The 25,079-nt window shown below is 71.7% G+C and carries 25 protein-coding genes and 1 pseudogene; 12 read left to right on the forward strand and 14 right to left on the reverse strand.

Going from position 1 to position 25,079, the window contains the following annotated elements; translation table 11 throughout:
• Positions 1 to 82: 82 nt before the first annotated feature.
• The 3 genes from ACZ7CD_RS27245 to ACZ7CD_RS27255 all read right to left on the reverse strand — a co-directional run bounded on the left by ACZ7CD_RS27245 (position 83) and on the right by ACZ7CD_RS27255 (position 4,048).
• A complete protein-coding gene (locus ACZ7CD_RS27245) occupies positions 83 to 1,474 on the reverse strand; it encodes a BTAD domain-containing putative transcriptional regulator (protein WP_470379993.1) in 1,392 nt (463 codons plus the stop codon).
• A 19-nt stretch (positions 1,475 to 1,493) separates the two neighbouring features.
• Positions 1,494 to 2,414, reverse strand: a complete 921-nt coding sequence (locus ACZ7CD_RS27250) for an ArsR/SmtB family transcription factor (protein WP_470371155.1) — start codon at positions 2,412 to 2,414, stop codon at positions 1,494 to 1,496.
• A gap of 314 nt (positions 2,415 to 2,728) precedes the next feature.
• The gene (locus ACZ7CD_RS27255) at positions 2,729 to 4,048 is read right to left on the reverse strand and encodes an MFS transporter (protein ID WP_470379994.1); all 1,320 of its coding nucleotides are present in this window, start codon (positions 4,046 to 4,048) and stop codon (positions 2,729 to 2,731) included.
• 55 nt (positions 4,049 to 4,103) lie between these two features.
• Between ACZ7CD_RS27255 and ACZ7CD_RS27260 the strand changes: the two genes are divergently transcribed.
• On the forward strand, positions 4,104 to 4,460 hold the full coding sequence (locus ACZ7CD_RS27260; RefSeq protein WP_470379995.1) for an ArsR/SmtB family transcription factor: 357 nt from the start codon (positions 4,104 to 4,106) through the stop codon (positions 4,458 to 4,460).
• Positions 4,461 to 4,478: 18 nt separating this feature from the next.
• Here the strand turns inward: ACZ7CD_RS27260 and ACZ7CD_RS27265 are convergent, their stop codons facing one another.
• Positions 4,479 to 4,640: a hypothetical protein gene (locus ACZ7CD_RS27265; protein WP_360392826.1), complete on the reverse strand. Its 162-nt coding sequence runs from the start codon at positions 4,638 to 4,640 to the stop codon at positions 4,479 to 4,481.
• A gap of 20 nt (positions 4,641 to 4,660) precedes the next feature.
• On the opposite strand from ACZ7CD_RS27265, the gene ACZ7CD_RS27270 reads away from it, so the two are divergent.
• The 3 genes from ACZ7CD_RS27270 to ACZ7CD_RS27280 all read left to right on the forward strand — a co-directional run bounded on the left by ACZ7CD_RS27270 (position 4,661) and on the right by ACZ7CD_RS27280 (position 9,098).
• The gene (locus ACZ7CD_RS27270; RefSeq protein WP_360392823.1) at positions 4,661 to 5,272 is read left to right on the forward strand and encodes a hypothetical protein; all 612 of its coding nucleotides are present in this window, start codon (positions 4,661 to 4,663) and stop codon (positions 5,270 to 5,272) included.
• A 112-nt stretch (positions 5,273 to 5,384) separates the two neighbouring features.
• Positions 5,385 to 8,306, forward strand: coding sequence for a discoidin domain-containing protein (locus ACZ7CD_RS27275; RefSeq protein WP_470379996.1), 2,922 nt, complete (start codon positions 5,385 to 5,387; stop codon positions 8,304 to 8,306).
• Positions 8,307 to 8,345: 39 nt separating this feature from the next.
• Complete coding sequence (locus tag ACZ7CD_RS27280) at positions 8,346 to 9,098, forward strand: esterase/lipase family protein (RefSeq protein ID WP_458431401.1); 753 nt, start codon at positions 8,346 to 8,348, stop codon at positions 9,096 to 9,098.
• On the opposite strand, the gene bla is transcribed toward ACZ7CD_RS27280, so the two are convergent.
• From bla to ACZ7CD_RS27295, 3 genes are read right to left on the reverse strand one after another with little or no spacing between them, the layout of a single operon-like run.
• Complete coding sequence (gene bla / locus ACZ7CD_RS27285; RefSeq protein ID WP_470379997.1) at positions 9,074 to 9,976, reverse strand: class A beta-lactamase; 903 nt, start codon at positions 9,974 to 9,976, stop codon at positions 9,074 to 9,076. The two genes, ACZ7CD_RS27280 and bla, sit on opposite strands and share 25 nt — an antisense overlap.
• Positions 9,977 to 9,990: 14 nt before the next feature.
• Complete coding sequence (locus tag ACZ7CD_RS27290) at positions 9,991 to 10,485, reverse strand: metallophosphoesterase family protein (protein WP_360392811.1); 495 nt, start codon at positions 10,483 to 10,485, stop codon at positions 9,991 to 9,993.
• 55 nt (positions 10,486 to 10,540) lie between these two features.
• Positions 10,541 to 10,888, reverse strand: coding sequence for a hypothetical protein (locus tag ACZ7CD_RS27295; protein WP_470379998.1), 348 nt, complete (start codon positions 10,886 to 10,888; stop codon positions 10,541 to 10,543).
• A 114-nt stretch (positions 10,889 to 11,002) separates the two neighbouring features.
• Between ACZ7CD_RS27295 and ku the strand changes: the two genes are divergently transcribed.
• Positions 11,003 to 11,803 (forward strand): non-homologous end joining protein Ku, encoded by an 801-nt coding sequence (gene ku / locus ACZ7CD_RS27300; RefSeq protein WP_470379999.1) that lies wholly within the window; start codon positions 11,003 to 11,005, stop codon positions 11,801 to 11,803.
• A gap of 10 nt (positions 11,804 to 11,813) precedes the next feature.
• Here the strand turns inward: ku and ACZ7CD_RS27305 are convergent, their stop codons facing one another.
• The 3 genes from ACZ7CD_RS27305 to ACZ7CD_RS27315 form a co-directional block, all read right to left on the reverse strand.
• Positions 11,814 to 12,458: a PP2C family protein-serine/threonine phosphatase gene (locus tag ACZ7CD_RS27305; RefSeq protein ID WP_470380000.1), complete on the reverse strand. Its 645-nt coding sequence runs from the start codon at positions 12,456 to 12,458 to the stop codon at positions 11,814 to 11,816.
• 219 nt (positions 12,459 to 12,677) lie between these two features.
• Complete coding sequence (locus tag ACZ7CD_RS27310) at positions 12,678 to 14,225, reverse strand: outer membrane protein assembly factor BamB family protein (protein WP_360392805.1); 1,548 nt, start codon at positions 14,223 to 14,225, stop codon at positions 12,678 to 12,680.
• A gap of 133 nt (positions 14,226 to 14,358) precedes the next feature.
• Positions 14,359 to 15,138 (reverse strand): TetR/AcrR family transcriptional regulator, encoded by a 780-nt coding sequence (locus ACZ7CD_RS27315; protein WP_360392802.1) that lies wholly within the window; start codon positions 15,136 to 15,138, stop codon positions 14,359 to 14,361.
• 82 nt (positions 15,139 to 15,220) lie between these two features.
• Between ACZ7CD_RS27315 and ACZ7CD_RS27320 the strand changes: the two genes are divergently transcribed.
• From ACZ7CD_RS27320 to ACZ7CD_RS27330, 3 genes and pseudogenes are all read left to right on the forward strand, one after another.
• Positions 15,221 to 17,476 carry an ATP-binding cassette domain-containing protein gene (locus ACZ7CD_RS27320; RefSeq protein WP_458431397.1) on the forward strand — a complete coding sequence of 752 codons (2,256 nt, stop codon included), beginning with the start codon at positions 15,221 to 15,223 and terminating at the stop codon, positions 17,474 to 17,476.
• A gap of 41 nt (positions 17,477 to 17,517) precedes the next feature.
• Positions 17,518 to 17,922, forward strand: a pseudogene (locus ACZ7CD_RS27325) (siderophore-interacting protein); the annotation flags it as partial.
• 73 nt (positions 17,923 to 17,995) lie between these two features.
• Positions 17,996 to 18,256: an SIP domain-containing protein gene (locus ACZ7CD_RS27330; RefSeq protein ID WP_470380001.1), complete on the forward strand. Its 261-nt coding sequence runs from the start codon at positions 17,996 to 17,998 to the stop codon at positions 18,254 to 18,256.
• Here ACZ7CD_RS27330 and ACZ7CD_RS27335 read toward each other — a convergent pair.
• Positions 18,246 to 19,196 carry a methyltransferase gene (locus tag ACZ7CD_RS27335; RefSeq protein ID WP_470380002.1) on the reverse strand — a complete coding sequence of 317 codons (951 nt, stop codon included), beginning with the start codon at positions 19,194 to 19,196 and terminating at the stop codon, positions 18,246 to 18,248. The two genes, ACZ7CD_RS27330 and ACZ7CD_RS27335, sit on opposite strands and share 11 nt — an antisense overlap.
• Before the next feature lie 130 nt (positions 19,197 to 19,326).
• On the opposite strand from ACZ7CD_RS27335, the gene ACZ7CD_RS27340 reads away from it, so the two are divergent.
• Both ACZ7CD_RS27340 and ACZ7CD_RS27345 read left to right on the forward strand, forming a co-directional pair.
• Complete coding sequence (locus ACZ7CD_RS27340; protein ID WP_470380003.1) at positions 19,327 to 20,166, forward strand: FAD-binding protein; 840 nt, start codon at positions 19,327 to 19,329, stop codon at positions 20,164 to 20,166.
• Positions 20,163 to 20,528: a D-arabinono-1,4-lactone oxidase gene (locus ACZ7CD_RS27345; RefSeq protein WP_470380004.1), complete on the forward strand. Its 366-nt coding sequence runs from the start codon at positions 20,163 to 20,165 to the stop codon at positions 20,526 to 20,528. The genes ACZ7CD_RS27340 and ACZ7CD_RS27345 overlap by 4 nt, the downstream gene beginning before the upstream one ends.
• 98 nt (positions 20,529 to 20,626) lie before the next feature.
• Here ACZ7CD_RS27345 and ACZ7CD_RS27350 read toward each other — a convergent pair whose 3' ends face one another.
• A complete protein-coding gene (locus ACZ7CD_RS27350) occupies positions 20,627 to 21,202 on the reverse strand; it encodes an SRPBCC family protein (protein WP_470380005.1) in 576 nt (191 codons plus the stop codon).
• A complete protein-coding gene (locus ACZ7CD_RS27355) occupies positions 21,192 to 21,692 on the reverse strand; it encodes an ArsR/SmtB family transcription factor (protein WP_470380006.1) in 501 nt (166 codons plus the stop codon). Before ACZ7CD_RS27355 ends, ACZ7CD_RS27350 begins: the two co-directional genes overlap by 11 nt.
• Positions 21,693 to 21,797: 105 nt before the next feature.
• Between ACZ7CD_RS27355 and ACZ7CD_RS27360 the strand changes: the two genes are divergently transcribed.
• Positions 21,798 to 23,927, forward strand: coding sequence for an RICIN domain-containing protein (locus ACZ7CD_RS27360; RefSeq protein WP_470380007.1), 2,130 nt, complete (start codon positions 21,798 to 21,800; stop codon positions 23,925 to 23,927).
• Between the two features lie 67 nt (positions 23,928 to 23,994).
• Here the strand turns inward: ACZ7CD_RS27360 and ACZ7CD_RS27365 are convergent, their stop codons facing one another.
• Positions 23,995 to 24,321 (reverse strand): DUF6204 family protein, encoded by a 327-nt coding sequence (locus ACZ7CD_RS27365; protein ID WP_470380008.1) that lies wholly within the window; start codon positions 24,319 to 24,321, stop codon positions 23,995 to 23,997.
• A gap of 70 nt (positions 24,322 to 24,391) precedes the next feature.
• Between ACZ7CD_RS27365 and ACZ7CD_RS27370 the strand changes: the two genes are divergently transcribed.
• A complete protein-coding gene (locus ACZ7CD_RS27370) occupies positions 24,392 to 25,033 on the forward strand; it encodes a thiaminase II/PqqC family protein (protein WP_360392777.1) in 642 nt (213 codons plus the stop codon).
• Positions 25,034 to 25,079: the final 46 nt, after the last annotated feature.

The following is a 25,079-nucleotide window of genomic DNA, read 5'->3' on the forward strand; positions in this document are numbered from 1 at the left end:
GGCGGCTCGGGAGGGCAGGCGGGAGATTGAGCAGGGCGAGGCAGAGCTGACGGCAAGGCGCGGTGCGGGTCGAGCGGCCTGTCTACCCGCCAGACCCGCTGGACGCAGCGGACGTGGACGCTGTCGGCACGGCCTGAACCGCTGGCACGGCCTGAACCGTTGGCACGGCTTGGTCCGCCGGAACCGCCCACACGACCGGCACCGTCGCCGCGACGACAGCGGAAGGAGCACCAGCGCCGACACGCCCGGCCATCGCCTTTCGCCCCGCCGCGACCCCCACTCCGCCCACCGACGCGGTCGGGTCGATCCGGTGTGCCAGCAGGAAGTCCGCCTCCGCCTCCACCGCCCGCCCGAGCCGTTGCAGCGCGAACCCCCGCAGGTGGGCCGCCCGAGCCGCACCCCAGCCGCCCAGCGCCACGCCTTGCGTGTACGCCTCCACGGCTTCCTCCAGCCGCCCGCAGGAGACCAGTGCGTCGCCGCGCAACGCCCACGTGCGGTCGTCGCCGGGGCTCAGGGCGACCAGTTCGTCGGCGTGGCCGACCGCGCGTTGGCCCAGGCCGATCGCCAGGTGCGTCTGCACGAGGAGGGCGTGGAGGGCGTAGGCCTCGTCGGCCCACGCCAGGCGGTCGAACTCCGCCTCGCCCGGTGCGACGGAGGTCAGGCCCTCCACGGCCCGGCCGAGCAGGCGGTGGGTTTCCACGATGTCGCGCCGCACGAACGGGATCGCGGCGACGGCCCGGTGCAGGCGGACCCGTGCCAACGCGTCGGAGAAGCCCGCGTGCGGCAGTTCCGAGGCGGCCCTCATCGCCAGTGCGGCGGCCGCGTGCAGGGACGTCGAGTCCACTCCGGTGGCCGCGGCGCGGAACACCACGAACAGGGCCAGGTCCCGCCGGGTGGCGGCGGGCAGGCCGGAGCGGGCGCCGCGCAGTGCGAGCGCCTCCACTGCCGGGGCGGGCAGGTGGCAGCGCAGGACCGCGAGCTGTTCCGCGGCGAACTCGGCGGCGAACGTGTGGTTGCGCGCGTCGGCCACGGTCAGGCCGATCACGGACGCGGCGCGGTGCGGGTAGCCGAGGCGCAGGAACAGGTCGCAGGCCACCCGGCGTTCGGCGGGGCGCAGCGACGGCTCGCCCGCGTGGGCGTGCACCCGCCACCACAGTTCCGAGGCCAGGTCCACCGGGAACGTCGTCATGTCGGCGCCGGCGCCGTCCAGGCGGCCCCGGCTGGCCGCGGTCAGCAGCCGCAGCTGGGCCGAGGGTGGCGGGGAGAAGCGGGGTACGGCGGCGGACTCGCCGGCCACGAACGCGCGCGCCATCGCGTGTGTGATGCGGGCGTGCAGGGCGGACGTCGGCACGGGGTCGGTCAGGCCGGCGTAGACGCCGCACGCGACGGGGACGTCGGCGGTGAGCAGGGCGCGCAGGCGGGTGGCCAGCGCGCGTGGGCTCGGGTCGGTGCGGTACCGCGGCAGCACGGTCATGCGGGCCTCCCGGTGGCGGTCAGGTGAGCAGTTCCCAGCCGCGCCTGGTCAGGCGGTGGCGGACGGAACGGCCGTTGCGGTGGGTCGACACGAAACCGGCGGTGCGCAGTGCGGTCGCGTGCTGTGAGGCGGTGGGCAGGCTGATGCCCACGTGCCGGGCGAGCTCGGTGGTGGTGCGTTCGGACGTGAGGGCGCGCAGCACGAGGGTGCGGGTGCGGCCCAGGGCCAGCTCCAGGGAGGCGCCGCCGGGCTGGGGTGTGGCGACCGGGTAGAAGAGCAGCGGTTGTGGTTCCGCGAACATCGACACGGCCGGGCGGGTGAGGCCGTGCAGCACCGGGACGATGAGCATTCCGGTGCCGCGCAACGAGATCTCGGTGTCCCAGGCGAGCTCCACGTGCAGGGCGGGTGCGGTCCAGGAGATCGACGGGTGCAGGTTGCCGAGCAGGTCGCCCAGGCCGCCGGTCACGGCCTGGCTGGACCGCAGCCGCACCTCCGCGTCGAACGCCTGGCGGGTCTCCGGCCAGTCGTGCTCGATCAGGTCGCGGTAGCCGGCGTTCAGCGCCGCGCGCAGGTCCTGGCGCGAGGTGGGCGTGCCCGCGGCGAACGAGCGCAGCCACGGAGAGGTGGTGCCGAGCATGGTCGCGATCTGGTCGCGCACGCGGGTCGCGGGCACGTCGAGCACCTGGCGCACGGCCTCGTCGAAGTCGGCGCGCGCGGAGTTGAAGAAGTCCGGGATGAACCGCCCCGGTCGCACGAGCTCGGCGAGCGGGCGGATCTGCGGCAGCAGCAGGCGGTCCCAGTTGCCGCTGTGCACCGTGAACACCAGTTCGTACATCGGCAGCGGGGCCGGTGCGAAACGGGTGCGCGCGAGGTCTTCCAGCTCGAAGAGAATGGTCAGTCCACGTCCCTTGGGCGCGGATTCGGACAACACGATCGGCATTTGCGTTCCCCCCGGAGTGCAAGCACTTCCGACGGTACGCAGATTTCGTTGTCCGGTCTCAGAGTTGTTCCGGTGTACAACGATCGGTGGACAATGTCAGACCGGCGGACCGCCCTGCTCGACAAGCTCGAACAGCAGGTCACGGGTGTCGTCGCGGTTCAACGACCGCCCTGCGGAAGATCGGCGGGCGTCACCCTGTCGAGTGCATCGGAATGAGTCGGCACAGCCCGTCTGAATCGATTTGCCGGTGCGCTGCCGCACTTCGGGAACGGTCAGGATCGCGACGTGGTCGTTCCCCCCGGGCAAGTGACCCGTCAGTGGCGCGGCCACCGCTCGTGGTGGTCGTCGATGCGGAACGGGTGAGCATGCCGCCACGCTCCCCCGGCCGGGACCGCGTCGCACAGGTGGTCGTGGCCGGGGTCGAGGTCGTCGTGGACGTGCTCGACGACCTCGGGGTCGGCCGTGGGCCACAGGTGCGGAGCGGCCAGTGCGGCGGCCGCGGCGAGCACGCCGAGCACGGCGAACGCCGCGGTGGTGCCGGCCGTGCTCGCGACCCAGCCGGCCAGCGGGTAGCAGACGAGCCAGCAGGCGTGCGAGAGCGCGAAGTCGGCGGCGAACAGCGCGGGGCGGTCGGGGTCGGCCGCGGACCGGCGCAGCAGCCGGGCTCCTGGCGTGAGCGCGAAGCAGCACCCCGCGCCGATCAACGCCCACAGCACGAGCACGCCCGTCCAGTGCGCCGAGACCGCGGTGACGCCGGCGAACAGCAGAGCGGTCAGTCCCGCGCAGGCGCGCAGCACGACCACGCGGTCGGGCAGCCGGTCGAGCAGGCGGGGCAGCACGAGCGCGGCGGCCAGCGAGCCGATCCCGTTGGCCGCCAGCGCGACCGCGACGTCCGGGGCGGCGCGGCCCAGCCCGTCGTGGACGTGGCCGACGGTGTTGACGAGCACCATGGACCCGGCGGCCGCGGCGGCGAGGTGGACGGCGAGCAGGCCGCGCAGCCGTGGTGTCGCCAGGTAGATGCGGAGGCCGCGGGTGGTGGCGCGGCAGCGGCCCGTGCGGGCCACCGGACGGGGCAGCAGCACCGACACCACGAGCACCGCCGACGCGGCGAAGCCGATGGACGTGCCGGTGAACAGGTGGCCGAAGCTGACGACGGTGAGCAGTGCGGCGGCGAGCGCGGGGCTGAGGAGGCCTTCGAGGTCGTAGGCCAGTCGCGACAACGTGAGCGCGCGGGTGTGGTCGCGTTCGTCAGGCAGCACGTCGGGGATGGTCGCCTGGAACAACGGCGTGAAGGCGGCGGATGCGGCCTGCAGCACGAAGATCAGCGTGTAGACCTGCCAGATCTCGTCCACCCACGGCAGCGCCACCGCGACCGCCGCGCGCACGAGGTCCAGCGCCACGAGCACCTCCCGCCGCGGCAACGCGCCGAGCACGGCGGCCGCGACCGGTGCCACGCCGACGTAGGCCAGCATCTTGACCGCCAGCGCGGTGCCGAGCACCGCACCCGCCTGTGCCCCGGCGAGGTCGTGGGCGAGCAGCCCGAGTGCGACGGTCGCGAGGCCGGTGCCGGTGAGCGCGACGACCTGCGCGCCGAACAGGTGGCGGTAGGTGCGGTTGCGCAGCACGACCAGCATGCGCGGCACTATATGTGCACATGTACGCACACGTCGACCGTGACATCATGCGGGCATGGGCTCACGCGACCACGTTGCAACAACGGAGTCTTGGCAACAGCTGCCGTCGGGCAAGCACGTCGAGACCGCAGTCGACGGGTTCCGGATGCTCGCCGACCCGACGCGGCTGCGCATGCTGTGGTTGTTGTGCGGCGACGAGTACGACGTGACGACGCTCGCCGGGAAGGTGCAGATCGCGCGGCCCGCGGTGTCACAGCACCTGGCGAAGCTCCGCCTCACCGGTCTGGTCACGGTGCGGCGCGACGGCCGCCGTTCGCTCTACCGCGCCTGCGGCGGGCACGTGCGCAGGCTGCTGTCCGAGGCCGTCAGCGCCGCCGACCACCACCTGACCGGTGCGCCCGACCACGACTGACGGGCTCTGCCGGCGCCCTCAGTCCTGGGCGCGGCCGGCCTCGGCGAGGCGCTCGTGCAGGCGCTCCCTGATCTGGTCGGGCGTGTAGGCGGCCCGGCGGCGCTGGTTGCGGGCCACGAGCGCGCCACTGGCCGCGACACCGGCGAACGCGGCGATGCCGAGCACCTTCCAGAGCTTCATGTTGCCTAGGCTACGTGCCCATGGCGACAACCCTGGACGAAGCCGTCGAACTGACCCGGACCGGCGACGTGTGGGTCTTCCGCGGCCGCAGCGCGGCGGACCGGGCGATCCAGGCGATGACCAACAGCCCGGTCAACCACGTGGGCATGGCGGTGGTCCTGGACGACCTGCCGCCGCTGATGTGGCACGCGGAGCTCGGCAAGTCGCTCAAGGACATGTGGTCGGGCACCCACCAGCGCGGTGCCCAGCTGCACGACCTGCGCGACGCCGTGGTGACGTGGCACGACAAGTACGGCCAGCGCGCGTGGGTGCGGCAGCTGCACCACCCCGTCACCAAGGAGGTGGAGGACGCGGTCCTGCAGACCATCGCCCGCCTGGACGGCACGCCGTTCCCGACCACCGCCCGGCTCGCGTCGCGCTGGCTGCGGGGACGGGTCCCGTTGCGGCCCAAGGCGGACGCGACGCTGGAGAGCGCGTTCTGCGCGGAGGTCGTGGCGGTCACCTACGAGGCCATGGGGCTGCTGCCCCAGCGCCGGCCGAACTGGTATGACCCCGGGCGGTTCTGGAGCGGGGACGACCTGGAGCTGCTGGACGGGGCGAAGCTGGGCGCGGAGATCGCGGTCACCGTCTGAGCACGGACCACGCCCGGCTGTCCACAAAACGACTTATATCGATCAGCACCTTGACCGCCGACCGGCCCGTCTCACACGATCGGGCCGGTCTCACCTCGAGGAGCTGACAACGATGTCATGGCAGATCGACCGCAGACGCTTCCTCCACGCCACGGGCCTGCTCGCCGCCGCGCCCGGGATCCTCGCCGCGGCGCCGGGCACCGCGCTCGCCCGCGAGGCGGCCCCGCAGCGGGCTGTGCGGGACGTCTACCACGAGGTGTTGCTGCGGCACACGAGGTGGTCCGAGACCCAGTTCGACGCGACGGCCGGGCGGTACCGGCGCACGGACTTCGGGTTCGCCGTCGTGCTCGGCAACGCGGTGCTGCTGACCAGGGGCACCTACGACGCGGCGCTCGCGGGTGTGGAGAAGGAGGTGCTCCGGCAGCGCACGCTGGCCACGATCAGGCACTTCGCCGCGAGCAACGTGCTGACCGGCGGCACGGAGTGGGGCAAGACCCTGTTCTGGGACACCACGTTCCAGTCGTACTTCGTGCTGGCCGCGCGGTTGCTGTGGCACGAGCTGGACGCGGCGACGCGGGCGAACGTCGAGACGATCGCACGGGGGCAGGCCGACTACACGACGTCGCTCGGCACGGGCAACGACCCGCGGTCGGGCAGCTGGACGCCGAACGGGCTGACCGGCGGTCACCGCGGCGACACCAAGCTGGAGGAGATGGGCGTCTACGCGCAGGCGCTCGCGCCGGGGCTCGCGTGGCACGGTGACGGCAGCGGGTGGCGGGAGGCGTTCGGGCGGTGGAGCCGCAACGAGGCCGGGTTGCCGGCCGCGGACCTCGCCAACCCGGCGCTGGTGGACGGTGTGCCGATCGCGGCGAACACCGCGCGGAACCTGCACGACACGTTCATCGTGGAGAACCACGGCTCGTTCGGCCCGCACTACCAGGAGGAGCTGTGGCGCACCTCGGGGCGCAACGCCGTGCACTTCCTGCTGGCGGGGCGGCCGCTGCCGGAGGTGCTGACCCGGCAGCCGAACGGGGAGCTGTTGTGGCGCACCATCCTCGCGACCATGAGCGACGCCGGTGAGCCGTTGATGCCGATGGTCGCCGACCGGGAGCACCTCTACGGGCGTGACGTCATCCCGCTCGCGTTCCGCGCGACCGTGCTGGGCGACCGGATGGCGGCGTGGGCGGAGAGCGCGCTCGCGGCCCGGTTGCTCGCCTACCAGAACCACCCGCCGACCTACCGGCTCGCGAAGTTCTCCGGTGAGGCCAAGTACGAGCCGGAGGCGCGGGCCGAGATCGCGATCAGCTACCTGCTGCACGAGCTGCGCCCGGCGCCGGCTCCGGTGTCGCAGCAGGAGTTCTTCGAGCGGGCCGCGTTCACGGTCGACCACGGCGCGGACCCCGGTCTGCTCACGCACCAGTCCGCGGCGGCCTGGGCGGGCACGGTCACGAAGCCGGGCTTCACGAAGCTCGCCTGGCAGCCCGCGCACGACGACTGGCTGTTCAAGATCAGCGGGGCGACCCCGATGCTGCTGCCGCCCGCTGCCGTGACCAAGCGCGCCACCGTCGTCTACCGGGAGGTCCGCGACGGGTTCGCCGCCACGGCGAGCCTGCTGGCGTTCGCGGACGGCTTCGCGGGCACGGCCACGCTGCCCACCGGCACGATCGTGTGCGCGCTCCCCCGGCCCGGCCGGGTGGACGTGCACAACCTGGACATGCCCGGCATCCTCAGCGGCTCCCGCACGTACCGGGGTTCCGCGGGCACGGCCGTGGTGCGGGCACGGGAGGCGTCCCGGGTCGACGAGCTGACGTTCCCGGAGACCACGGCCCGCCATGTCCGCGTGGTCGGGGTGCGTCCGCATCCCACCTACGGCTACTCGGTGTTCGACTTCGACGTGAACGGCGACCTCGCCCGCGGCAAGGCGACCACGGCGTCGTCGTACGACACCGGCCGTGAGCCGCGCATGGCCACGGACGGCAACCCGGACACGCGGTGGGCGGTCTCCCGTGCCGAGCGCGGGCGGGTGGACAGCTGGCTCGCGGTGGACCTGGGTGCCGCGCACGCGGTGCGGCAGGTGCGGCTGCGCTGGGAGTCCGCGGCGGCGGGCGCCTACCGGGTCGAGACGTCGGTGGACGGCGCCGCGTGGAAGACGGTCGTCGAGTACCCGCGGCCGGACCTGAGCACGCCGGGCTGGCTCGACGTCGACGGCCGCGCCGGGTTCGTCGCGCGCGGGGCCGAGCCGATCAGGGTGGAGGGCGACACGATCACGCTGCCCGCGGGCGTGGTCGAGGGCTACGTGCGGGCCGATCTGCGGGCCATCGCCGCGCAGGCACCGCCGCAGTGCCCGCCGGGGGTGCGGGCGAGCGTCGCCGACGGGTACCTCAGCCTCTTCAACCTCTCCGGCGCCGCCGTCACCGGCACGGTCGCGCTGCGCGGGTCGAGGTTGTACCGGGGCACGCAGGTCACCACCGCCGGTGGGACGAACTACGCGCTCACGCTGCCCGCCGCCACCGCGCGGGTCGAGGCGCCGTGGTTCACCGCGCGCGACATCCCGGCCGGCATCACGGCCGTGGTGCACGACGGGCGGCGCGTGACGTTCCGCGGCGGTCCGGCCCGGTTCACGCTGGAGCACCGGGACGGCCGCACGCTGCCGGTGGTGCTGGGCCAAGCCGAGCACACGGTCACGATGCCGGGCGCGCAAGCGTTTCCGTTCGACGACCTGGCGCTCGGGCGGGTCACGTTCCCGAACTCGGTGCTGCCGCAGGGGATGACCGATCCGGCCGCCGCGGTCGACGGTGACCAGCGGACCGCGTGGACACCGGGGCAGGACGGGCGCATGGTCGTGGACCTCGGTGCGGTGCACCGGATCGAGGAGGTCCGGCTCATGTGGACGGACGGGCCGGTGCCGCCGCACACGACCGGGTACAGCGTCGACGGCCGGACGTACGGGACGGCGACGGAGGCGCGGTACGTGGCGGTCTCGACCGGGTGGCGTCCGGGGCACGCCTCGCTCAAGAGCATCACCGTGCGGTGACGCTGGTTTCAACGGCCGGGTCCGCGGCAAACCAGACGCATGTTCGACGGTCTGCGATCCGCGGCTCGGGAGAGCGCCTTCCGGGCTCTGGTCGACGTGCCGAGGCTGGTGCGCCACCCGGTGTGGCGCGCGGGCGACCCGTCAGCGGGCCGCGGTCTCGGCGTGGTGCTGGCGCCTGGTTTCGGTGCGGGTGACGTGAGCCTCGCACCGGCGGCGTCGTGGTTGCGCGCCCGCGGCTACCGGCCGGTCAGCGCGCGGATCGGGTTCACGCTCGGCTGCACGACCACGTTGTTCGGCCGGTTGCTGCGCAGCGTCGAGGCGCACGCCGAGCGCACCGGTGCGCCGGTGGTGCTGCTCGGCCAGAGCCGCGGCGGCGGTCTAGCGCGCCTGGCCGCCGCCAGAAGACCCGATCTGGTGCGCGGTCTGGTGATGATGGGCAGCCCGGTGCTCGACCCGCTGGGCGCGCATCCCGGTGTCATGCGCGTCGCGCGGTTCCTGACGCGGCTGTCGGCCGCCGGTCTGCCGGGCCTGCTCGACGCCGACTGCTTCGACGGGCCCTGCTACGCCGAGCACATCGAGTCTATGACCGAGCCGCTGCGGGTGCCGGCGATTTCGATCTTCTCGCGCGCGGACGGCGTCGTGCCGTGGGAGCTGTGCCAGGACCCGTACGCCGAGTGCGTCGAGGTGCGCAGCACGCACACCGGGATGGGGTTCGACCCGCACGTCTACGCGCTGCTCGAACCCCGCCTCGCGCAGTGGGCGCGGTCTCAGGACAGGGTGGCGGCCACGTAGGCGGCGGCCTCCGCGAGCAGCGCCTGGTCGTAGGGCGCGTCCGCGGCGGGTTTGCTGGACATGAGCGCGATCAGCAGCGGCTCACCGGTGGGCGGCCAGGCGATGCCGATGTCGTTCATCGTCGCGTAGCTGCCGGTGCCGGTCTTGTCGGCGACCTTCCAGTCCTTCGGCACGCCGGCGCGGATGCGCTGGTCACCGGTGGTGTTGCGCTCCATCAGGTCGCGCAGGAACGCCCGGTGCCGCTCCGGCAGCGCGGTGCCCGTCACGAGCGCGCGGTAGGTGGTGCCGAGGGCGCGCGGGGTGCTGGTGTCGCGCGGGTCGCCCGGGACCGCGGAGGTGATGTCGGGCTCGACGCGGTCCATCCTGGTCACCTCGTCGCCGAGACCGCGCAGGTACGCGGTGAGCTCCGCGGGGCCGCCGGCGGTGCGCAGCAGGAGATTTCCGGCCGTGCCGTCGCTGTAGCGGACCGCCGCGTCGCACAGGTCGCGCAGGGACATGCCGGTGGTGACGTGCCGGCGGGTGATCTGCGAGCTCTTCATCAGCTCGGCCTCGGTGTAGGTGACGACGGTGTCCAGTGCGACGTCACGGCTGAGCACGGCCGCGGCGGCCAGTGCCTTGAACGTCGAGCAGAACGCGAACCGCTCGTCCGCGCGGTGCTCGACGGTGCGGTCGCCACGGCTGGCGAACACACCCAGGCGTGCGCCGAACTTCTGCTCCAGCGCGAACAGCGGTTCGTGCCGTGCCGCAGTCGTGGTGGTGGTCGTGGTCGTCAACGGCGCGGCAGTGGAGGTGGTCTGTTGTTGCGGGGGCGGTGAAGCCGTGCATCCGGCGAGCGGAACCGCGGCGGCGGTGAGGAAGACACGGCGAGACAGACCCATGGCCTACAACCTAGTCACGGCGTGACGGGCACGATCCGCGCGTCGAGCAGTTCGCCGTCCTCGACGTGCAGCAGGGCGAGCGTGCCGTGCGGCTGGCGGCGCTTGTCGGTGGGCGAGCCGGGGTTGAGGATCCGGAAGCCGTCGTCCTGCTCGTCCAGCGGGATGTGCGAGTGTCCGAACACGACCAGGCGCGCGGCCGGGAACCGGCGGCGCAGGCGGGCGAGCCTGCCGGTCTTCTGGCCGCTGTCGTGGACCATCGCGACGGGCAGGCCCGCGATGTCGAGCTCGACGGTCTCGGGTGCGCCCCATGCCACGACGTCCGCGCCGTCGTTGTTGCCGCACACCGCGACGACCGGCGCGTACTGCGCCAGCTCGTCCAGGACGGGCGCCACGCACACGTCACCGGCGTGCAGGATCAGCTCGGCCGTGCGCAGGTGTTCGGCGACGGCCGGTGGACACCGCTTCCAGAACCGCGGCGCGTGGGTGTCGGACAGGACTACGACTCGCACCCCACCGACCGTAGTGGTGCCGGGACGCGCCTGCCCGCGCGCCCCGGCGCCGAGGTCAGCCCACGCAGTCGTCCTCGTAGGGGATGTTCGCGCGGATGTCGCCCTTGAGGTAGATCGCCGGGGTCAGGTAGCGACCGCCGTCCATCATGCTGACCATGATCCAGACGTTGTTGCTGTAGCCCAGGTCCCGCACGTACTGGCCGTACTCCCAGCAGTAGGCCACGTGCGTCTCACCTGCCCTGATCACGCCGACGGGGGTGCAGGCGAGGTGCTCGCAGTCCCTGATCACGGCGTCGTGCCAGGCCTCCACCGTCCAGGTGTCGGGGGTGGAGGCCTGCGCGGCCCCGGTGGTGCCCAGCAGGGCGACCACGGCGAAGCCGAGCCCCAGTAGTGCCTTCTTCAATTTTCCTCCCCAGGAAAGTGTCGATCACAGGGGAAACGCCGCCGGGGGCCGAGGAGGTTGCATGATCACTTTTGACGCAGGTTCCACTCGTGCGCGAGCGGGTACCCGGCCCCCATGGCACGGGCGATCTGGAGCGGGTCCGTCTCCTTCGGACTGGTGAACATCCCGGTGGAGCTGTACAGCGCCACGCAGGACCACACGGTGCACTTCAACCAGTTCCAGCGCGGCACGTCGGACCGCATCCGCTACAAGCGCGTCAACGAGCGCACCGGCCGCGAGGTGCCCTACGACAAGATCGTGAAGGGCCACGAGGTCGACGACGGCGAGTACGTGGTGGTCGAGCAGGAGGAGCTCGACGACATCGCACCCGGCCGGTCGCGCACCCTGGACATCGAGGCGTTCGTGGACCTCGACGAGATCGACCCGGTGCACTTCCAGAAGACGTACTGGCTCGGGCCGGCCAAGGAGGAGTTCTCCCGGCCGCACCTGCTGCTCGCGCAGGCGATGAAGAAGACGAACAGGGCGGGCATCGCGGTGTTCGTCATGCGCGGCAAGCAGTACCTGACCGCGTTGAAGGAGGAGAACGGCTTCCTCGCGGTGCACACGCTGTACTTCGCCGACGAGATCCGCACGCCGCAGGACGTGCTGGACGTGGCACCGCAGGGCCGGGCACCGCGCGGCAAGGAGCTCGACATGGCGGTGTCGCTGGTCGAGTCGATGTCCGATGACTGGCGGCCGAAGGACTACCGCGACACATACACCGAACGGGTGAACAAGCTCATCAAGGACAAGCAGAAGGGCCGCGAGGTCGTCGTCGAAGCGGAGCCCGAGGCCGCCACCGACGTCATGGACCTCATGGAGGCGTTGCAGCGCAGCGTCGAGGCCAGCAAGAAGAAGCGCAAGAAGGCGGGCTGACCCCTCGCCCTCAGCCGACGACGAGTGCCGTCGCGTTGTCCGTGCCGTCCGCGTGCAGCGCCGCGCGAACGAGTCGTTCCGCAGGCCCACGGCCGGCCATGATGGCCGCGATGCCGTTGTGTCCCAGCGGCCCGTAGACGCCGTCGGAGACGAGCGCGAGCCGGGGCGCACGGGTGCTGGCACGGCCGATGGTGGCCGGTGTCGCGTGTCGCACGGTGTTGGTGACGACGTGTTCCATCCGCCGTCCGGGCACGACCCCACGCTGGCGGAAGTACTCGGCGACGGTGTGGTCGGTCGTCAGCTGCACGAGGTCCGCGCCGTCCGAGGCGTACGCACGGGCGTCACCGGCCCACGCGAGGTCGAACCCGCCCTCGACGCGGGCGACGGCGACCACGATCACGGCGTCACCGGTGTGCAGCTGCAGTGCGGCCTGGGCGGCGAGGATCGCGGCGACCGGGTCGGTGAGCAGCGCGGCGGCCTGGGCGGCGGCGTGCGCGGCCTCGGCGGCGGACGGCGAGTCGCCGACGCCGTCCACGAGCACGAAGGTGCGGTGGTGCGAGGCGTACGCGTCGGCGTTGTGGGTGCGCGGGCCGCGTTCGGACGAGCCCGTGACTCTCAGCGCGGTCCCGAGGGGGACGGTGTGTTCGACCAGCATGACGACCTCCCTGCCTTCCAGTTAGCCCCGGCCGGCTGGGAGTCTGCTGTCAGCAGCCTGAGAAAGCTCTGAGCACCTGGCCGGAAGCCTTCCCCGCCCCCTCGTTGCTTGCCCAAGGCGTCAGCAACGCCCGCACGACCGTCTCGCCGAGGCCTGGGGCGTTCCTGGGCTGACACCACCGGCCTCGCCCCGCGGTGTGCGGGGCGAGGCCGGTCGCTGCTACAGCCCGAACGCCAGGAGCACGTGGCCGTGCGGGTTCTCGAACTCGGGCCAGTAGCCGGAGTGCACGTAGACCATGCCGTCCGAGACCACCGCCCCGCTGCCGGGACCGGCCATGAACCCGCCCCGCCCGGTCACGCCGTTGACGCCGCGCACGTCCTGCACGGTGTCGTGCGTCCACAGGACCGCGCCCGTCTTCGCGTTGTAGGCGCGGAACTTCCCGTCACCCGCACCCAGGTAGACCACCCCGGGCGTGCTGGTCACCGGAACGCCGTGCGCCCGCGCGCAGGCCGCCTGCCCGACCGCACCGCCGGTGGAACAGCCGTCCGCCGGCGCCGGGGTCTCCCACAGCACCTTGCCCGTGGCCGGGTCGACCGCGAACAGCGTGCCCGGATCGGCGAAGAACGTGGAGATGTAGAGCCGCTTGCCGTCGTAGCTCGACCCCCACTGGATGCCCGAGATGCCACCGCTGGGCAGCGGCACGCCGAGCTGGCGGCGCCACACGACCTGACCGGTCCGCGCGTCGAACACGTGGTACACACCGGACTTCTGACCGACACCGACGAGCAGGCGGCCGTCGACCTCGAACAGGTTCGGCGTCGCACCGATGTCGTAGTCGAGGTTCGTGTTGTCCTTCAGGCCGGGGCAGTAGCCCTCGGCGTCGGGCTCGTTGCAGGCGCTGCGCCACGTGTCGGCGTCGGTGACCTGGTTGGTCCACCGCACCCGGCCGGTGCGCGCGTCCAGCGCGAGCAGCGAGTCGAACTCCCCGCCCTTGCCCGTGTAGTTCTGCCCCGTGCCCACGTACAGCGTGCCGGACCTGCGGTCGATCACCGGCGAGCTCCACACCCCGGCACCGGACGGCTCGAACCGCTTGGCGCCGTTGGGCCACGTACCGGCCTCGACCGGCTCCGGCACGGTGTAGTGGCGCCACACCAGCGCCCCGTTGGTGATGTCGTAGGCGTCGACGTGACCGCGGAACGTGCAGCACGGGTAGTCGCGCGGCAACGTGTTCTCCCCGCTGGACGTGCCGACGTAGACGAGTCCGTTGTGGACGGTCGGTGAACTGGTGATCAGCGCGGCGGCGTTGTCGTCGGTCTGCGCCCGCCACACCTCGCGGCCGGTGCGCTGGTCGAGCGCGAACAGCCGGCCCGCGCTGTCGCCGAAGAACACCTTGCCGTTCGCCACCGTCGGGCCGTCGGAGTTGAACGCGTACCGGGGTGCCGGCGGCAGCGCGAACTCCCACCGGGCGCGACCGGTGCGGGCGTCACGGGCGTAGAACTTCCCGTCGGGGCCACCGAAGTAGATGGTGTCGCCGACGACGGCGGGCTGGCTGCGCGGCGTGTTGTAGTCACCCCGCTCGTAGGCGAACGCCCACTTCACCTTGAGCCTGCCGACGGTGCCGGCGTTGATCCGCCACTCCGCGGCGTTGTGCCGGGAGCCGGCCAGGTCCTTCGTCCACCCCGCCCAGTCACCGGACCGGTGCGCGTCGGCGGGCACGGCGGTCAGCACGACGAGCGCTGTCGTCAGCAGCGCTGTTCTCCTCAACATGGAACCTCCCCCTTCCACCACCACCCTGGCAGCGGCGGAAAGGCGGCGCGATCGTCCGAAGGCATCGACCCGGCCGACGGAAGTCGGGCCCAGGACCAGCCGAACGGTTGATGCGGTCCGGCTTGCGAACGCGTTACCGGCGAGCCACGGCCGCCGCCACCCCGTCGAGCAGCACCTCCAGGCCGCCGCGGAAGTTCTCCACCGCGTCGTTCTCCAGGTACGGCAGCTCCGGGTCGACGGGCTCGCGGTCGCCTTCCAGCAGGTGCAGCACCGGGAACCGCCGCGCGAGGTCCGGTTCGACCTCCAGCAGCACCGCCGACCGCGCGTACCACCACTCCTCGTCGCCCTCACCGGTCGCGGTGCGGGCCGCCCGCGCCTCGGCCAGCGCTTGGGCGGCGCCGCGCACGAAGTAGTTGATCGCGCCGACGATGCCGCGCAGCCGCCGGGCGGGCAGCCCGGTCGTGACCACGACGGCGGCCAGCGACTCGATGACGGCGAACTCGTGCGGGCCGAGCACCGGCCGGGCCTGCGACACCTGCAGCACCCACGGGTGGCGGCCGTAGAACTCCCACATGGCGTTCGCCCACGCCGTGGCGGCCGCGCGCCACCCGTCACCGAGGTCGTAGGAGGTGGGCAGCTCGGCCATCGCGCGGTCGTACATGAGGTCGACCAGCTCGTTCTTGCCCGGCACGTAGGTGTAGAGCGCCATGGCCGTGCGCCCGAGCCGCTCCCCCACCGCGCGCATCGACAACGCCGCCATGCCGGCCTCGTCGGCGACCGCGATGCCCGCGTCCACGATCGCGTCGACGCTCAGCGCGGGCCGCGGGCCGGGGCGCCGTTCCGGCACGGCCCCGGCACGCCAGAGCAGCTCGATCGAACGGCGGGGATCGCCCTGCCCTGCGTAGACGACCACCTTGCGACTCCTTACAGCGTAAAGTAACCTCGTCAGTCCACACTTTACGGCATAAGCAATACACCGGGGGAAAGCACTCGCAATGACCGCTGCCGACAGCCACGACGTCATCGAGGTCCGCGGGGCCAGGGAGAACAACCTCGCGGACATCTCGCTCGACCTCCCCAAACGCCGCCTGACCGTCTTCACCGGCGTGTCCGGGTCCGGCAAGTCCTCGCTGGTCTTCGGCACCATCGCCGCCGAGTCCCAGCGCATGATCAACGAGACCTACACCGCGTTCCTGCAGTCGTTCATGCCCTCGATCGGCCGCCCGGACGTGGACGCGCTGCGCAACCTCAGCGCGGCGATCATCGTCGACCAGGAGCGGATGGGGGCGAACGCCCGCTCCACCGTCGGCACCGCCACCGACGCCCACACGATGCTGCGGATCGTGTTCAGCCGCCTCGGGCAGCCGCACGCCGGCACGTCCGGCGCGTTCAGCTTCAACCTGCCCGAGGGCATGTGCCCCACCTGCGAGGGCCTGGGCAAGGTCACCGCGATCGACGTCGACGCGTTCGTGGACCGCACGAAGTCGCTCAACGAGGGCGCGATCGACGCACCCAACTACGGCGTCGACACCTGGTACTGGCGGGTCCTCGCGCACTCGGGCCTCTACTCCCCCGACAAGCCGATCGCCGAGTTCACCGAGCAGGAGCTCCACGACCTCCTGCACAAACCGACGACGAAGATCGCCATCGGCGGCACCAACGTCACCTACGAGGGTCTCGTCGTGAAGCTGCAGCGCACGATCCTCGCCAAGGACCGCGAGTCCATGCAGCCGCACGTGCGGGCGTTCGTCGACCGCGCGGTCACGTTCACCACCTGCCCCGCCTGCCGCGGCGCCCGGCTCAACGAGGCCGCACTCGGCTCGCGGATCAACGGCGTGAACATCGCCGACTGCTGCGCCATGCAGATCAGCGACCTCGCGCAGTTCGTGCGCTCGCTCGACGACCCGTCCGTCGCACCACTGCTTGCGACACTGCGCGGCACGCTGGACTCGCTGGTCGAGATCGGCCTCGGTTACCTCTCACTCGACCGCGAGTCCGCCACGCTGTCCGGCGGCGAGTCGCAACGCGTGAAGATGGTGCGGCACCTGGGTTCCTCGCTCACCGACATCACCTACGTCTTCGACGAACCGACCGTCGGCCTGCACCCGCACGACATCCGGCGCATGAACGACCTCCTGCTGCGCCTGCGGGACAAGGGCAACACCGTCCTCGTCGTCGAGCACAAGCCGGAGACCATCGCGATCGCCGACCACGTCGTCGACCTCGGCCCCGGCGCCGGCGTCAACGGCGGCCACCTCTGCTACTCCGGCGACGTCAGCGGCCTGCGCTCCTCCGGCACCCTCACCGGCCGGCACCTCGACCACCGTGCCAAGCTGCGCTCCGAGTTCCGCTCCCCCAAGGGCTTTCTGAGCATCACCGGCGCGTCGCACAACAACCTGCGCGACGTCTCCGTCGACCTCCCGCTCGGCGTGCTCACCGTCGTCACCGGCGTGGCCGGCTCCGGCAAGTCCTCGCTCGTCCACGGCTCGCTGCGGGGCCGCCCCGGCGTCGTCACCGTCGACCAGTCCCCGATCCGCGGGTCGCGCCGCTCCAACCCGGCCACCTACACCGGGCTGCTCGACTCCGTCCGCACCGCGTTCGCCAAGGCCAACGGCGTGAAGGCCGCGTTGTTCAGCGCCAACTCCGAAGGCGCCTGCACCCACTGCAAGGGCATCGGCCTCGTCTACACCGACCTCGCGATGATGGCCGGCGTCGCCACCGTGTGCGAGAAGTGCGAAGGCAAGCGGTTCACCCCCGAGGTGCTGCGCTACACGTTGCGGGGCAAGAACATCAGCGATGTCCTGGCCATGCCGGTCGCCGAGGCCCGCGAGTTCTTCCCCACCGGCCAGGCCCACGCCGTGCTCTCCCGGCTGCACGACGTCGGCCTGTCCTACCTGTCCCTCGGCCAGCCGCTCACCACCCTGTCCGGCGGCGAACGGCAACGCCTCAAGCTCGCCATCCACATGGCCGAGAAAGCCGCCACCTACGTGCTCGACGAACCCACCTCCGGCCTGCACCTCGCCGACGTCGACCAGCTCCTCGGCCTGCTCGACCAGCTCATCGACGCCGGCAACACGGTCGTCGTCATCGAGCACCACCTCGCCGTCATGGCGCACGCCGACTGGATCGTCGACATGGGACCGGGAGCAGGCCACGACGGCGGCCGCGTCGTCTTCACCGGCACCCCCGGCGACCTCGTCGCACACTCCGACACGCTCACCGCGCACCACCTGAAGGAGTACCTGGCATGAGCCTGCTGACGGTCACCGGGGTGCGGGCGCTGACCCCGCGGATGACCCGCGTGACGTTCACCGGCGACGGCCTCGCCGACCTCGGCGCGTGGCCCGACCAGCAGCTGAAGCTGTTGTTCCCCAAGCAGGGCGGCTCCGCTCACGTCTCGGACGCCACCGACACCGGCACCTGGTACCAGGCCTACCTCGCCCTCCCAGAGGAGACGCGGCCGTGGATGCGCAGCTTCACCGTGCGCGCACTGGCCGACGGCGTGCTGACGGTCGACTTCGTGCTGCACGGCGACCACGGCCCAGCCGCCCGATGGGCCGCCACCGCGAAACCCGGTGACGTGCTCGGGCGGTTCGGGCCGTCCCGCGACTACGCCCGGCCGCTCGGAACCGCCGAGCTGCTGGTGTTCGCGGGCGACGAGACCGCGTTGCCCGCGATCGGCTCGCTGCTGGAGGTCCTGCCCGCGCACCAGCGGTTCCTGGCCTTCGTCGAGGTCGCCGACCCCCGCGGAGGAACAGAACCTGCCCGGCGTGCGGTGGGTGCACCGCAGCACCGGGGAGGACCTGGTGTCCGCGGTCAGCGCCGTGGAGGTGCCCGCCTCCGTCTGGGTGTGGCTCGCCGGCGAGGCCTCCGCCGTTCGCCTGCTGCGCAGGCACTTCGTGAGCCTCGGTGTGTCCAGGGAGGACATCGAGTTCACCGGCTACTGGCGGCGCGCGCTCACCCAGGACGACGCCCCGACCGAGGACGACCTCGCCGAGGCCCGGGAACGGATCGCCGCGCTCACCGAGTGACCCCGCGGAACTCCAGCAGGTAGCGCTGCGGCGTCAGCTCCACGACCTGGTCGAGCACCAGACCGCTGTCCGCCGCCACCCGCTCCAGCTCGTCGACCCGGCGTTCCCTGCCACCGAAATGCACCAGCATCACCAGGTCCATCTCGGTGCTCGCCCGCAGCCCGCCGACCGCCTCCACCACCAGCACCCGGCCGTCCCGCGGCGCCGCCTCCGCGCAGCGCCGCAGGATCCGCCGGGCGTGCTCGTCGTCCCAGTCGTGCAGGACGTCGAACAACAGGTAGGCGTCGGCCCCCGGCGGCAACGGGTCGAAGAAGCTGCCCGCCGTGGCCTTCGCGCGGTCGCCGAACGGCTCGAACGCCTTCTGCGCCTCGGTCACGTCCAGGTCGACCAGGTGCCCGGTGATCCCGGGGTGCGCGGCCAGGACCGCGGCGAGCTGCCGGCCGGGACCACCACCGACGTCGACGACCGTGCCGAACCTGGCCCAGTCGAAGCCGGCCACGACCTGCGGGAGCTGCTCGCGGATGCGGAACGCCATCTGCGCGTCGAACGCCCTGCGCAGGTGCGGGTGGTCGGCCAGGTCGGACCAGAAGTCCTGGCCGTAGCGCAGCGGGTAGGCCGCCTCGCCGGTCGTGACGCTGTGCCGCAGGTCGACGAACGCCAGGTCGGCGCGGCCAGCGGCGGTGCTCGCGTCCAGCAGGTTCGCCAGGCCGTTGTCCGCGTCCCACCGCAGGTGGGCGCCGAACGGCGTGGTGCGGTAGCCCTCACCCGCGCGTTCCAGCACGCCGAGCGTGACCAGGTGCCCCAGCAGCAGGTCCAGACCCAGCGGCGAGACGTCGAGGGCGGCGGCGAGCTGGTGCGCGGTGCCCGGTTCGGCCAGCAGCTCCGGCAGGCCGAGGGTCACCGCGACCCGCAGTGCCATCGGCGTGACGAGGCCGGCCATCTTTCGCAGCGTCTGTACTTCGTTCTCGTGGTCCACGACGGTCCACCGTCCCACCGGCGTCAACTTGTTTTCACTCAACACTGAAGAGATAGTGTGGAACAAGTCGACGTTCGGCGCCTACCGTGTGCATATGAGGACCAACTGGGCCGGCAACGTCACCTTCTCCGCGGCCTCGGTCGTCACGCCCGAGTCGGCCGACGACCTGCGAGCCGTGGTGCGCGGCGCCTCGGCCGTGCACGTCGTCGGGAGCGGGCACTCGTTCAGCACGGTCGCCGACACGACCGGGACGCTGGTGTCGCTGGCGGCGATGCCGGAGGAGTTCGAGGTCTCCGGGACCACGGCACGGGTGAGCGCGGGCATGACGCTCGCACAGCTGGCACCGCGGCTGGAGGCCGAGGGGCTGGCCCTGCACACCCTGCCGTCGTTGCCGCACATCACGGTCGCGGGCGCGGTCACTACGGCCACCCACGGCTCGGGTTCCCGGTCGCTGGCCGGTGCCGTGCGCGCGGTGGAGGTGATGCGCGGCGACGGGTCCGTGGTGTCGCTGACCTCACCGGGCGCGGTCGTGTCGCTGGGCGGGCTGGGCGTGGTCACGGCGGTCGAGCTGGACGTGGTGCCGTCGTTCCAGGTGGAGCAGACGGTGTACGACGACGTGGCGTGGACCGCGCTGCTCGGGTCGCTGGAGCAGGTCTTCGACGGCGCGTACAGCGTGAGCGCGTTCATCGACTGGCAGGGCAGCGCGACGCTGTGGGTGAAGCACCGGGTGGGCGACCACCCGCACGCCTTCCCCGGCCGGCCGGCGGACGGCCCGCGGCACCCGGTGCCCGGCCAGCCACCGTCGCGGTGCACCGTGCAGGGCGGGGTGGCGGGACCGTGGCACGAGCGGCTGCCGCACTTCCGCGCCGAGTTCACCCCGTCGGTCGGAGCCGAGCTGCAGACCGAGTACTTCGTGCCGCGCACCCGGCGGTGACGGCGTTGCGCGCGCTGGCGGAGATGTCGACGGTGATCTCACCGCTGGTGCAGACCTGCGAGATCCGCACGATCTCCGCCGAGCCGCAGTGGCTGAGTCCCGCGCACGACCGGGACAGCGTCGCGATCCACTTCACCTGGGTGCCCGACACCCGCCGGGTGCTGGAGGTGCTGCCGCGCATGGAGGAGGCCATCGCGCCGCGGCCGCACTGGGGCAAGCTCTTCACGGTGCCGGCGCCGTTGCTGGCCGCCCGCTACCCGCAGTGGGACGCCTTCCGGGCGTTGCTGCGCGAGCACGACCCGAAGGGCGTGTTCCGCAACGACTTCCTGACCCGCTACCTCGGGTCGACGGCATCCAGCTGACGCCGCGGCAAGTCCGCCTCCGGCCCGCGCAATCGCGTCAGCGGCCACCGCGGGGTCGACGTCATCGCTGTCGAGCCGCAGGATGCCCTGCGGGCCGGTCATCCACCCTCGACCACCGCGTCCCCTTCCCTGCGCAGCTCCTCCAACTGCCCGTCCGAGAACCCGTACGTCGTCACCACCGTCATCTTCGCGCTCGTCACCAGCAGCCCCGGCCCCCACGCGTCCACCACCACCCCGCGCTGGTGCTCGGCGGTGAAGAACGGCCTCCCGTCGACCGCGAACGCCACCTCGGCCGGCCAGAACAGGGTTCGCCGCGCCTCGCCGGGGTGGAACTCGTGCGCGAACTTCAGCTGGTGCAGGAACGTGACCCAGCCCTCGGTGACGTCGTCGTAGTAGTCGTCCCACTCCGGCGACGTGCCCTTGGGTGCGCGGGTGCACACGACCCGCGTGCCCTCGGGGACCGGGGACAGCGCGAACGTGTCGTGGCCGTGGACGACCAGGGTGGTGCCGTCCTCCCGCGCGTTCTCGAAGTAGATCTGGTCGATCTCCGCGTCGAGCCCGGGGAGGTCCCAGCCGTGCCAGTGGCGGATCTTCTCCCTGTCGCGGAACGACCGCCACACCTGCTCGACGGGTGCGGCCACGGTGATCTCGATCCGGACGCCGTCATCGCTCATCGGGAACTCCAGGGTGCCCCAGTGCGACCACCCGGTACGGGCGGCCGGATTCGGTGTCGTAGCGCAACGCGAGCTGCCGCACCGCTTCGGCCAGGTCGCTGGTGAACTCGTGGACGGCGCCGGGCTCGCCGAAGCGGACCGTGGTCTCCACCGTGAACGTGAGCAAGCGCTTTCCGGCGTCGGCGGCCGAACCGGCCATCCGCCCGACCTCGCGTGCGGTGTCCGCGGCGACCGACACGAGATGGGTGGCGGCGAACTGGTCCTGCACGCCGGCGGCCACCGACCGGCCGGGGCGGGCGCGCAGCACGCGCTCGACGCAGCCGCGGCGCCGGCGTTCCTCGACGAGTTCGACGAGGCCGGCCTGCTCCAGGGCGCGCACGTGGTAGTTGACCCGCTGCCGGGGCAGGTCGAGCGCCACCGCCAGCTGGGTCGCCGACGCGGGCGAGGCCAGCAGCTCCAGCAGCGAGCGGCGCAACGGGGAGAGCTCCACGGCCGTCACGGTGCCATTTGACAAAATCATTTGTCAATACCGGAACGCGACCGGAAACAGGTAAGTTCGTTGACGGTTGCAACAAACCGCCTCCACCCTGGGACCGTGAGAACCCCCCTGCTGGTGGCAGCGTTGGCAGCAGCAGCGATCGTTCCCGTGTGGACGGTCGCCGCGCAGGCCGACGTCGTGCCAGGAACCGCTTATCAAGTGACGAACGTCGGTAGCGGGAAATGCGTGGAGTCGCTGGGATCGGCGAACGGCGCGCAGCTCCGGCAACAGCCCTGCTCTGGGCAGACGTGGAAGTTCACGCCCACGAGCGACGGCTACCACACGGTCGGCGAAGGTGCCGTCTGGGACGTCTCGAACGTGTCCACCGCGGACAACGCGGCGATCCACATGTGGCAGTCCTTCACCGCGAACAACCAGCAGTGGCGCGCCGAGCAGGTGGGCACGGACACCTACCGGTTCGTGAGCCGCCACAGCGGGAAGTGCCTCGACGTGCCCGGCGCCACCACGGGCGACGTCCAGCTGGTCCAGTACACCTGCAACGGGACCAACGCGCAGCTCTTCCGCCTCACCTCCGGCACCCCGAACCCCGGCCAGCCCGACTTCGGGCCGAACGTGCTGGTCTTCGACCCGTCGATGCCCGCGAGCACCATCCAGGCGCGCCTGAACGACGTGTTCCGGCAGCAGGAGACCGGGCAGTACGACGCCCGCCGGTTCGCGATCATGTTCAAGCCCGGCAACTACAACGTCGACGTCAACATCGGCTTCTTCACCCAGGTCCTCGGCCTGGGCCTGCTGCCCGACGGCGTGACGATCAACGGTCAGGTGCACGTCGAGGCCGACTGGTTCCAGGGCAACGCGACGCACAACTTCTGGCGCAGCGCGGAGAACCTCGCGATCCGGCCGCCGAGCGGCACCAACACGTGGGCCGTCTCGCAGGCCTCCGCGATGCGCCGCACCAAGACCTACGGCAACATGCAGCTCGACGACAACGGTTGGTCCAGCGGCGGCTTCCTCGCCGACTCCGTGGTCACCGGCCAGGTCCGTTCCGGTTCGCAGCAGCAGTGGCTGTCGCGCAACACCGAGTGGGGCTCGTGGACCGGGGAGAACTGGAACATGGTGTTCGTCGGTGCGCGCAACGCGCCGCAGACCTCGTTCCCGGAGCCGCCGTACACCACGGTCGCGCAGACGCCGGTCGTGCGGGAGAAGCCGTTCCTGAACGTCGACGCCGGCGGCGGCTACAACGTGTTCGTCCCGGCGCTGCGCAGCAACTCCAGCGGCACCACGTGGGCGAGCGGGCAGCAGCAGGGCACCAACATCCCGCTGTCGCAGTTCTTCATCGCCAAGCCCGGCACGAGCGCGGCGACGATCAACCAGCAGCTGGCGGCCGGCAAGCACCTGCTGCTGACGCCGGGCGTCCACCAGGTCTCCGAGCCCATCCGCGTCACGCGGCCGGACACGGTGGTCATGGGCCTCGGTCTCGCGACCGTCATGCCCACCAACGGGAACATGGCCCTGGACGTGGCCGATGTGGACGGTGTGAAGATCGCCGGTCTGCTGCTCGACGCGGCTCCGACCAACTCGCCGCTGCTGGCGCAGATCGGCGCGCCGGGCAGCAGCGCGCGGCACCAGGCCAACCCGACCTCGGTGCACGACCTGTACGTGCGCATCGGCGGTTCGGCGGTCGGGCGGGCCACGACCTCGTTGGTGGTCAACAGCCACGACGTGATCGGCGACCACCTGTGGCTGTGGCGCGGCGACCACTCCTACGGCGTCGGCTGGGACCTCAACACCGCGGACACCGGGCTGGTCGTCAACGGCAACAACGTGACGATGTACGGCCTGTTCGTCGAGCACTACCAGAAGTACCAGACCATCTGGAACGGCCAGGGCGGCCGGACGTACTTCTACCAGAACGAGATGCCGTACGAGGTGCCCGATCAGGCAGCGTGGATGAACGGGTCCACCCGCGGCTACGCGGCCTACAAGGTCTCGAACAACGTCACGACGCACGAGGCGTGGGGCCTGGGCAGCTACGCCTTCATGAACGCGAACCCGTCCGTGGTCGCCGACCGGGCGTTCGAGGTGCCGAACACCCCTGGCGTGAAGTTCCACAGCATGGTGACGGTGTCGTTGGGCGGCAAGGGAACCATTCAGCGGATCATCAACAGCTCGGGCGGCACGGCGACCGCGGGGTCGACCGAGGCCTACCTGGCGAACTACCCGTGATGACGCGCTGAACCCGGAGGAACCGGCCCCGTGCTCCGCCCTGGAGCACGGGACCGGTCCGTCCCGGTCAGCCCAGCCGCTTCGGGCGGTTGATCTTCATCTCGTCCATGTCGGTGACCTTGGCCTTGAGGCCGCGGAAGTCGACGCCCAGCGCGTCGAGGGCGGCGCTCGCACGCCGCAGGCCCGCGTCGTCCGGCTTCTCCGCCGCTGTGAGGATCACGCGGTAGCTGAAGAAGTCGAGCTTCTCGTCGAACGTCAGCGCGCCCTCCTCGCTGAACCCGGCGTCGCGCAGGAAGTCGAAGCCCTCCAGGCGTTCCCGCAGCGCGGTGCGCTGGTCGTCGGTGAGGTCGGCGAAGCGACCGCGGACGAGTACTCGGTAGGTGTGTTCAGCCACGAGAAAACATCGTGCAGGAACGCCCCGCACTCTGGCGAACGATTTCCGCGGTGCGCAAGAATCATGATCCATGAACGCAAAGGACCTGGTCACGCGCATCCGGACGGAGCTGCACCCCGGTGAACACGACAACCTCGTGGTCAAACTGATCGAAACCGGACAAGCCCCGCGCGCCGTGATCGCCACGTTCGCCGCCGAGGAGCACCACATCGTCTCCTCCGACTGGCGAACATTCCTCACCCTCGCCGCGAAGGCAGAGGAGCCGAACGCACGGGCGTTCTTCACCCTGCTCGCCGGTGGCGAGGAGCTGGTGCTGCCGATGCTGGAACCGCTGGCCCGCGCGGCCGGCATGACCGCGAAGGACTTCCACGCCCACGAGCCGTTCCCCGGCTGCCAGGCCTACCCGGCCTACCAGTCGTGGATGGCGCTGAACGGCGAGCCCACGGACGTCGTCCTGGCGATCCTGGCGAACTTCACGGCGTGGGGCGGCTACTGCGCCCGGATGGCCAAGGGCCTGCGCGAACACTACGACTTCGGCGACGAGGCGTGCGGGTTCGTCGACTTCTTCGCCCAGCCGGCCCCGCAGGTGGAGGAGCGGGCGCTGGCGGCGATCCAGGCGGCGCTCGACGCCGGGTGGCAGCCGAAGCACGCGTGGCGCTACGGCCGCCTGCTGCAGGCCTACGAGCTCCAGTTCTGGTCGACGCTGGCCTGAGGCCAGAGCGTGGTTCCCGTCGTCCGGCCGGGAGGGCGGGAGCCGC

Source organism: Lentzea sp. NPDC036949 (assembly GCF_055608075.1).